Genomic DNA, 10398 nt, shown 5'->3' with positions numbered 1-10398 from the left:
CAGGCACATATCCGTAAAGCGGTCAGCACCCGCCGCAGAAGGGTCAGACCGCTGACGGAGCTATCATCCGCTATTTCCTGGTAAAAGTGCCGCATATATACAAAGATTTTGTTCGACCCTTTCAGGGTCAATGCAAGCACATATCCGTAAAGCGGTCGGCACCCGCCCCAAAAGGGTCAGACCGCTGACGGAACTATCATCCGCTATTTCATAGTAGAAATGCCGCATATATACAAAGATTTTGTTCGACCCTTTCAGGGTCGTAATACTCTTCATCGTATAGTTATAAACGTTAGGCCCTTTCAGGGTCAATGCAGGCACATATCCGTAAAGCGGTCAGCACCCGCCGCAGAAGGGTCAGACCGCTGATGAGCTACCGTCCGCTAATGCAGGTGTAGTCCACCTTGCCGGCTATGCATTCCTTGTGGCTTTGTGGCATATCTCCATATCCGTAAAGCAGCCGGTACCCGTCGCAGAAGGGTCAGGCCGCTGATGAGCTACCGTCCGCTAATGCAGGTGTAGTCCACCTTGCCGGCTGTGCATTCCTTGTGGCTTTGTGGCATATCTTTCTCTCACTTAAAAATATCATCGCTTATGTACCCTGCATTCGTATAAGGTCTTAAATAAACGGTATCCTTATTCATATGGGTCATCCAAAGCTCATTGTCGTCTAATTCTTTGGGAGGATATTGAGACACATTGCAACGCATCGCTTCCCTGGCGATCCTGTTTTCTGCTTCACTGCACCATATCCGTACGGGGAGATATTTTTTGTCAACTGATTTATAAATCCGGTGATAGCCCGTTTGCTCTTCTGATTGGTACGGAGGCTCATTTTTCCAGTGCTCCGTAGGAATAGCCGTATAAAATAGTTTTCCGATATGGAACGAAGACTGAGCAGACTGAAAAAGCTCTGTTACTACCGCGCCCACCATTCTGTGGTCGGGATGTCCCGAACCACCTTCCGCCCCCCAGGTAATAACGATATCCGGCTTATAGATCACAAAGACGCTGTCTAATTTTCTTCTCAAAGCCGCCAATGCATCCCAGTTGGACAGTTTCCCATCGTCCAGACCAAGCATGACGGGTGGATTTATACCCAGCGTGTTGCAGGTGCATTCCGTTTCCCTTTCCCTTACATGCGCAAGCGAATCTCCTGCCGGTATTTGAGCATGCTGCCGAACCCCCATATTCCCGTTGGTAGCAATGGTCAAATATACCTGATGCCCCTGCGATGCCAGCCTGGCCAGTAGCGGGCTCACATCAAGCTCATCATCGGGATGCGCGAAAACCGCCATGACGGTTTTGGGTACAGCATCATTTTTTGTTTCAGCTTCCGAAAGCATGTTTTGCTCATTACCACAGCCAAAAAACAAAAAGCATATTGCACAGAAGAAATAATTTCTCATTTGTTTTATTTTATGGTGAACGCAGCCCATTTAAATTCTTTGCCAACGCTGCTCCGCAGGCGCTGCATTAAAAGCGCTTTCTGTTCAAAATTAAATGCATCCGCACATCAACTGTTCATCCATTTGGATAAAGTAATAGCCTATTTTGTACAAAATACGTTAATGAACAGGCGAAATAGGTAAAAAACCGCTTTTGCATTACCTGTACATTTGACGACATGGACTTACGGATATTTTTTTACATAACGGTTATTGTTGCACTGCAAGGAGTTAATTGCAGGCTTGCCAAAAACAGTCATGCTGCCAACTCATCACCTGTAGCAGTAAGCAGCAACTTCGATTCAGGCAGTATCGATACCTTGTGGGAATCAAAGCCTAATTTCCTCACCGGTTGGCCCATACACCGGAAACAAAAGAGCAGCACCGATGATCAGTATTACTGGTTTTATTTTAAATTGAACAATGTAGCAAACAAAGATATCACCATTACATTAGACAGTCTGGCTGGTATTTACAGGGGAGGTCCGCACCTCATTTATACCAAAGGGACCCAGCCTGTTTACTCCTATGATCAAAAAAGCTGGGGCAGAATTAGTGATGTGCATTACGATCCAAAAACTCATACTCTTACTTTTCAAAACCTGTTCACACAAGATTCCGTGTGGATAGCATATGCACACCCGTTTTCCTACAGCCAGGGATTGGCGTTGATTGATTCGGTTGCCGATAACCCATTTTTAGCCATTGAAACTTTAGGCGCAACACACGAGTCCAGAAAAATTCATTTACTAACGGTTACAGATACTGCAGTACCCGATACTGAAAAGAAAGTAGTGTTTATTACCACACTACAGCATGCGGGTGAATACTGCGGTGGCTACGTGGTGGCAGGGCTTCTTCACCTCCTGCTGTCGGATGATGAGAACGCCGCTATGGTAAGAAAAAACACCATTTACAAGATCATCCCGATGATGAACCCCGACGGCATTTTTCATGGCATAACAAGGTTCAATGCCAACTATGAAGACCTGAACCAGGAATGGGATGATGATTTTACCGATACGCCTCACCTGCCTGTTGAACCGGAAGTGGCCTGCGTGAAAAAATGGATCCGCGACTGGCGAAGCTCCGGACGAAATATTGACCTTGCATTAGATATTCACAGCCAGGGACAGCAAGGCTCAATGAACCTCCTGCATGCGCCCAAAGATATGTTGACTGGTCTCACGCGGCATCTCAGTAAATATTGGCCGTTGGAGTATATTCCTATGGAATTTCCGGGATCGCTGAATGATTGCCTGGCAAAAGAATTTAATATTCCTTCAGGCACTTTTGAAATCCCGCAATCAAGAATTAATAATGGGCCATACCTCACTATAAATGACTATTGTGATTACGGCAAAAGCATAGCGCTGGGCATTACAGATTATTTTTTAAAAAGCAAATGAAAGGTGTTTGAGCATTCCATGCCTGCCTGATCGGATGTTCGTCGATGCCGGTACACATGGTGGCAGGCGGAATGTGTAAAGGGGCAAAGCCTGCAAAGAAATCCCCGTTGCGTACGCTGCTCCGCAACGTGAAAGTGGTAAAAAAGGGGTCCATAACATAAAATCATTCACCGGCATGGTAACCGCAACGGAAACGTTCCTAGTGTATACGCTTTTCACGGTAGGTGTTTGGCGACATGCCCATGACTTTGGTAAACATCCTTGTGAAATAGTAAGGATCATCTATGCCCAGTTCATAGGAGATCTCTTTTACCCGGAGCTCCGTGAACAATAAGTACTGACAGGCCTGCTGTATCTTTAGATGGTTGAAATATTCAATTGGCGTAAAGCCGGTTTTGTTCTTGAATAAATAAGTAAAATGCGAGACGGAGAGATTGGCCGCCGCCGCTATTTTCTCTACAGTGAGCACTTCCGAAATGTTCTTTTTCATAAAATCAATGGCTACATTGAGCTCGTCCTTTACTTCCCTATCGCCCGGCGGGGCATATTTTTCATTGTACATAATGCTTGTAAGAAAATGCCATAAACACATATTGGCATACATAAGATTATCCCTGCCGTAGCCGCGTTCCAATTGTGCATACATTTCTTTGAAAAGGCTGATGGTTTGTTCGCTATGCTTTAAAAATCCCTTGGAACCAATGGTTTTTTCGATTACAGCAACAATTTGAGCGGCAACCGTTCCTTTAAAATGGAGCCAGTAGATACTCCATGGATTTTTTTCATCGGCCATATAAACATGCGGCTTCTTTGCCGATATTATAAAAAAATCGCCCGGCTCAATTTCAAGCCTCTTTTTATTCAAAACCATACTGCCATATCCTTTATGGCAATAAATGAGGATGTGCTGCTCTGCACCTGTATTTCTTTCGCGGTAATGATGCCGTGCTTTTGGATAGTAACCTATATCTGTAATATACAATGTGCCGATGATATCATTTTTAGCACATCTTTCAGAGAGCACTTTCCTGGGCAAAACAATGGCCTTTTGTCCGCTGAATCCCTCTTTTTTCCTGGTGACATCCGGAATCATAGCAATCTTTTGATCATATAATAGTCCATCATAACCCTCATTTACTCCATCGTACGGTTTTGAAAGATCATTTACTTTGACAAGATAATCATTCAAAATTACAGTTGTTATATGATTGACACAGTAAAAGTTTGGGAAGAAGAGGTTATCATTCCAACATATGAAACAGGACAACCCGAGAAAAACCCGATGTTCCTGGAAAAGCGGGTTTACCAGGGAAGCAGCGGAGTGGTTTATCCTCATGCCGTGATCGAGAAGATCTGCGATGTAAAAAAAGATAAAGCTTACACAGCGGTTTTTATTGAGAATAAATATATCAGGGTAATGATACTTCCCCAGATAGGGGGCCGCATCCAGATGGCTTTCGACAAAATAAAAAACCGGCACTTTGTTTATTATAACCATGTCATTAAACCGGCGCTTGTAGGCCTTACCGGCCCATGGATCTCCGGGGGCATTGAATTCAACTGGCCCCAGCACCACCGGCCATCTACGTTTGAGCCGGTTGATCATACCATTATTGAAAACCCCGATGGCAGCAAAACAATATGGGTAAACGAAGTAGAGCGGATGTTCCGCACAAAAGGTATGGCTGGCTTTACCCTGTATCCCGGCAAAGCATATATTGAGGTAAAAGGAAACATATACAACAGAACGCCTTTCCCCCAAACCTTCTTATGGTGGGCTAACCCGGCGGTAAAAGTCAACGACCATTATCAATCTGTGTTCCCGCCTGATGTTCATGCCGTTTTTGATCATGGTAAAAGAGATGTATCGTCTTTCCCTATAGCCAAAGGTGTTTATTATAAAGTAAATTATGCGCCCGGTACCGACATCTCAAGGTATAAAAATATTCCTGTGCCCACTTCCTACATGGCAGTAAGCTCCAGGTACAATTTCATGGGCGGGTATGAGCACGACAGCAAAGGCGGGCTGTTACATGTAGCAGATCATCACATCGCCCCCGGCAAAAAGCAATGGACATGGGGCAATGGCGAATTCGGCCGCACCTGGGATGCGAACCTCACAGATGAAGACGGTCCGTATATAGAGTTAATGACGGGCGTTTTTACTGATAACCAACCCGACTTTTCGTGGATACAACCTTACGAGGAAAAAACCTTTGTACAATATTTCATGCCGTACAGCGAGGTTGGCGTAGTAAAAAATGCAACAAAAGAAGCGATGGTTAACCTTGAAATAAAGGGAAGCGAGGCAGAGATCAAATTGTACGTAACCTCGGCATACGAAAAAATTAAAGTAGCCCTGGTAGAAGATGAAGCATATATATTCACTGAAACCATTTCATCTTCTCCGGAAAATCCTTATCTCAAAAAAATAACACTCAGGAACGGCATATTACCGGAAGCCATAAAGCTCCTGATCACAGACCTTTCTTCGGGCAAAGAGCTGGTAAGCTATCAAAAGGAAAAACATACGGAGCAGCCTGTTCCGCCGCCTGCGCAGGCTGCCAAAAAGCCCGCTGACGTTGAGAACAATGAGCAGCTTTTTTTAACCGGGTTGCACCTGGAGCAATATCGCCATGCAACGTATATGCCTACCGACTATTACGAGGAAGCGCTTCAACGCGACCCCTCAGATACGCGGAGCAATAACGCCTTGGGATTGTGGCTGCTTAGAAGAGGGCAGTTCAAAGCAGCAGAGCCTTATTTCCGTGCCGCGGTAAAAACGCTTACGCAGCGCAATCCAAATCCTTATGACGGAGAAGCTTATTATAACCTCGGCTGGTCGCTCAAACTGCAGGGTAAGCATGAAGAGGCTTTTGCATGTTTTTATAAAAGTGTATGGAATGATGCGTGGCAGCATGCGGGATACCTTAATCTTGCACGAATTGCAGCCGGCAATAAAGACTTTGAACAGGCGCTTGAATTAATAGAAAGATCATTGATCAGAAATTACCATAGCCACACAGCCCGTCACCTCAAAGTTGTATTGCTCCGTAAGCAGGGTAGCATACAGGAAGCTGCTGCGCTGATTGAGGAATCCATTGGACTGGATCCGTTCAATTTCGGCTGCCTGTTTGAAAAAAATATCCTGTTCCGGGATCAGAACCCGCAACTGGCCAACGAAGCAAAAGAGCAGCTCTGCGGGCTTAGCCGCAACTGGGTGCATAATTATATAGAGTACGCCCTGGATTACGCCCATGCCGGACTATATGACGAAGCCATTGAATTTTTTGAAATCTACCTTGCCCATGCGGAAAAGCCCTATCCCATGGTTTTTTATTACCTGGGCTGGTTTGAATCCCGGCGCGGGAATGAGCAAAAGTGCAATGAATATTATTGCAAAGCGACATCCTTATCCGTCGACTATTGCTTTCCCAACCGTATAGAAGATGTAATTGTTCTTGAAGAAGCAAAACGTGCAAATGCCGAGGATATGCATGCGCCTTACCTGCTGGGAAATTTCTGGTACGACAGGCGCCAGTACAAAGAGGCTGTTGCATGCTGGGAACGCGCTGTTCAGATCGACGACAGCTTTCCTACGGTGCACCGCAACCTGTCGCTCGCCTACTATAATAAGCTGAACGATCCTCAAAAAGCCCTTGCTTCCTTAGAGAAAGCATTTTCCCTGGATACTACCGACGCCAGGGTATTGATGGAACTGGATCAGTTGTATAAGAGACTTAACAAGCCCCACCGGGAAAGACTGTCGCTCCTTGAAACTCACCTTTCCCTTGTAGGATCGAGAGATGATCTGTATCTCGAAAGAGTAGTGCTTTACAATCACCTTGAAGCATATCAAACCGCCAGGAACCTCCTTGCTGAATATAAATTTCATCCGTGGGAAGGTGGCGAAGGAAAAGTGGTAGGACAATACATGCTTGCCTGTATTGAACTGGCAAAGCAGGCACTCGCAGATGGGAATGCCCGATCAGCGCTTGAGCTCCTTGACCAGGCCGGGCACTATCCTGAAAATCTGAGCGAAGGGAAGCTATCGGGTGCGCAGGAAAATGATATATTTTACCTGAAAGGGCTGGCTTATGAAAAATTGAGTAATGCAGAAACAGCCCGAAGCTTCTTTATAAAAGCAACACAAGGGATGACCGAACCGGTTCAGGCAATTTTTTATAATGATCCGCAACCCGATAAGATCATTTACCAGGGGCTTGGATGGTGTAAGCTGGGAGAAAAGCAGAAGGCAACCCAAATTTTTACCAGGCTCATTGACTTTGGTAAAAATCATATCAACGATAAGGTTCATATAGATTATTTCGCAGTATCGCTGCCTGACCTGCTTGTTTTTGACGCAGACCTTGATCTCCGCAATAAAATACACTGCCTGTATCTGCAGGGGCTTGGTTATTTGGGCCTTGGACACGTTCATGCTGAAAAAGCGGAAAAATTTTTCAACGAAGTATTGAAGTTAGATATTAATCATTCAGGAGCTATTGTACACAAACACATGCTGAAGTATTTATTTATAACGGAACCATAGAATAGTCCATCAAAGTCGGATAATGATCCATTCAAACACATATGGAGCATAGTAAATTTGATTACACGATTTATTTTTTTTATTAACTAAAACTTGCTATATGGGATACATTGCTGTAAGAAAGAGTTGTTTCTCCGGCAACATGAAACTGTTTTTTTTCTTTCTTCTCTTTTCTTTTCCGGTTTACTTATTGGCCCAACAAAAAAAAATTACCGGGAAAGTTAAAGATGAGAACAACAATCCATTACAGAGCGTGTCGGTAACGGTTAAAGAAAATCCCGGTGCCGGGACCACCACAGATAGCAATGGGAATTTTTCAATCGCTGCTTCTGTAAATGATGTGCTCGTTTTTGAATTTGTGGGTTACCAGAAAGAAGAAATAAAAGTGGGCGCCGGTCAAACCCTGGATGTAACGCTCTATCCGTCAGATACCAGGCTCAGTGAAGTTGTAGTGATCGGTTATGGTACCAAATTAAAAGGAGAACTGACCGGTGCCGTGTCTAAAGTTGACAGCAAAACATTCGAGACCAGGCCGCTTACCAACGCCATGAATGCCTTGCAGGGCGCTTTGCCGGGAGTAACAATTACCAGGAATAACGGCAAACCCGGCCGTGAGGGGTATGCAATAGATGTACGGGGCGCATCTTCGCTTAGCGGTAACAAGGCGCTTATCCTGATAGACGGTATTCCCGGGGACATCAATCTTATCAACCCAAATGATATTGCAGACATCACTATATTGAAAGATGCTGCGGCTGCCATCTACGGAGCGCGTGCTGCCGATGGTGTGATCATCGTTACTACCAAAAAAGGGAAAAAAGGTCCTCCCGTTATTTCATATTCGGGAAACATAGGAATAAAAAAGCCTCAATATTTAAAAACACGCACCAATACCTTAGAATATGCCGAAATGTATGATGAGGGTATGAGAAATGTTGGCCAGCCGGGCGTTACCGAAGAAGTATTTGCAAAGATCAGGGCCAATGCTGAACCCGACCCAACAGGCTGGCTGATATACCTGGAAAATTATCCGGGGTTTTATCAGCACCACGACTGGAACAAAGACGTATATGGAAACGACCTTCAGCAAATGCATAATCTTGGCATATCCGGCGGCAGCGACAGAAGCGCTTACCTTCTTTCATTGGGATACCAAAAGAACGAAGGGATATTCAAACACGGAATAAACCATTCTGAACGATATAATGTAAGAATGAACTACGATTATAAGCTTTCTGAAAGATTCAGCATTGAAACACGAACCAGCTTTGAAAGCCAGCCAACGGTGGAGCCAACCGAAACCGGCAGACTGCTGTACTTTGTCAATCAAATGGGGAACTATGTTCCGGTATACAATCCTTTAGGTCAGTATTACAAGTACCAGGGTGGCTTCAGGAACCCTGTTCAGTATCTCGCGGAGGGCGGGGAAAACACTACGAACCAATACAGGTTAACCGGCAATATAAAAGGCAACCTGGAATTGATTGAAGGACTAAAGCTGATAGGACAGGTTGGTGTAATGTTAGACTTTAATGACGGAAAGGAAGTGCATCCCACATTCACCCAGCACAATTGGGATGGAAGCGATTTTGATGTAGTGAACGTGCCGAACAGGGCTGTCTTTTCTAACTCGAAGAACTTTTACCAGAACTATACCGCATACCTTGACTATAACAAATCCATAGGAAGCAAACACCGGATTAATGCAATGGCAGGTGCTTCCCGTGAAGTGAACGATTATCAAAGCCAGTCTGTAACCGGTTACAATTTTGTGAGCAATGAAATATTCACATTAAATCTTGCAGACAGATCAAAAACAGAATATGCCAATTTCACCGGCAGTGCATCCGACTGGGCTTTACAATCCTATTTTGGCAGGTTGAGTTATTCTTTTGACAAGAAATACCTGATAGACTTTACTACCAGGATGGACGGCAGCTCCAAGTTCGCAAAAAATAAACGATGGAGCGCCTTATTTCCATCCGTTGCAGTGGCCTGGAATTTAACAGAAGAGAACTTTGTGAAATCCATGAACACTTTCGACAATCTTAAACTAAGGTTGTCGTGGGGACGCGCCGGCAACCAGGAACTGAGCTTTGGAAACTATGATTATATTCCCCTGATCACAATCAGCGGTAATTATCCGCTTGGCTCGCCCATAGTGGGATTACCAAGCGCGGTTTCCAACATTGCATCGGAAAGCCGCACATGGGAAACCATTGAAACAAGGAATATCGGTGTTGATTTTTCATTCCTGAATTCAAGGTTAGCAGGAAGCTTTGACTATTACATCAAGCGGAATAACAATATGCTGGTGAATGATGAGCTGCCTGCAACATTAGGAGGAGCCGCTCCATCGCGGAACTTAGGTAAGCTGGAAACCAAGGGCTGGGACTTCTCTATAGGATGGAATGACCGGATGGGAGATTTCAGGTACAGCGTTACTGCTATCATCAGCGACAGCAAAAACAAGCTGGTTGAGCTGAGAGGGAACGATTCATTTGGAGAAGGTTTGATCTTTGCAAGGAAAGGCTATTCGTTGAATTCTTATTTCGGTTACCAGTACGATGGCATTATTCAAAACGCCGAGCAGTTGGCCGCTTATAAGCAAACAGGCAATGTGCCTTCCAAGCTTGACCTGGGCGATGTAATGTTCAGGGACGTTGACGGAGATGGAAAAATCACTGCTTTTGGCGACCAGGCAAAAGGAACTACCGGAGACCTGGTATACTTAGGTAACTTAATGCCCAGGTACACCTACTCAACCAATATCGGGTTATCCTATAAGAATTTCGACCTGAATATTTTTATACAGGGCGTTGGGAAACGCAGCGGGGTAAGAACGGGAGAGATCAGCGTACCGCTATGGCAGGTATGGATGGAGCCGCTGAAATATTTTTATGGAAAGTCCTGGACACCTGATAATCCTGATGCACAATATCCGCGGATCGTGCCGGGCTCGGTTGGTGCCGATGAAATAAAAAACTGG

General features: G+C 44.9%; 5 protein-coding genes. 3 read left to right on the top strand and 2 right to left on the bottom strand.

Annotated elements, in window-relative coordinates:
* Positions 1 to 572 precede the first annotated feature (572 nt).
* Positions 573 to 1409 carry a PIG-L deacetylase family protein gene (locus PLH26_RS15200; RefSeq protein ID WP_324586883.1) on the bottom strand — a complete coding sequence of 279 codons (837 nt, stop codon included), beginning with the start codon at positions 1407 to 1409 and terminating at the stop codon, positions 573 to 575.
* Between the two features lie 218 nt (positions 1410 to 1627).
* Here PLH26_RS15200 and PLH26_RS15195 point away from each other — a divergent pair, with 218 nt between their 5' ends.
* Positions 1628 to 2857: a M14-type cytosolic carboxypeptidase gene (locus tag PLH26_RS15195; RefSeq protein ID WP_324586882.1), complete on the top strand. Its 1230-nt coding sequence runs from the start codon at positions 1628 to 1630 to the stop codon at positions 2855 to 2857.
* A 199-nt stretch (positions 2858 to 3056) separates the two neighbouring features.
* Here PLH26_RS15195 and PLH26_RS15190 read toward each other — a convergent pair whose 3' ends face one another.
* Complete coding sequence (locus tag PLH26_RS15190; protein WP_324586881.1) at positions 3057 to 4046, bottom strand: AraC family transcriptional regulator; 990 nt, start codon at positions 4044 to 4046, stop codon at positions 3057 to 3059.
* A 15-nt stretch (positions 4047 to 4061) separates the two neighbouring features.
* On the opposite strand from PLH26_RS15190, the gene PLH26_RS15185 reads away from it, so the two are divergent.
* Positions 4062 to 7409 (top strand): DUF5107 domain-containing protein, encoded by a 3348-nt coding sequence (locus PLH26_RS15185; RefSeq protein ID WP_324586880.1) that lies wholly within the window; start codon positions 4062 to 4064, stop codon positions 7407 to 7409.
* A gap of 100 nt (positions 7410 to 7509) precedes the next feature.
* Positions 7510 to 10398, top strand: a 2889-nt coding sequence (locus PLH26_RS15180) for a SusC/RagA family TonB-linked outer membrane protein (RefSeq protein ID WP_324586879.1), incomplete at its 3' end; no start/stop codon positions are given.

This window comes from Agriterribacter sp., from assembly GCF_035444585.1.
GTDB lineage: Bacteria > Bacteroidota > Bacteroidia > Chitinophagales > Chitinophagaceae > Agriterribacter.
This window is presented reverse-complemented; position numbering and strand designations above follow the sequence as displayed.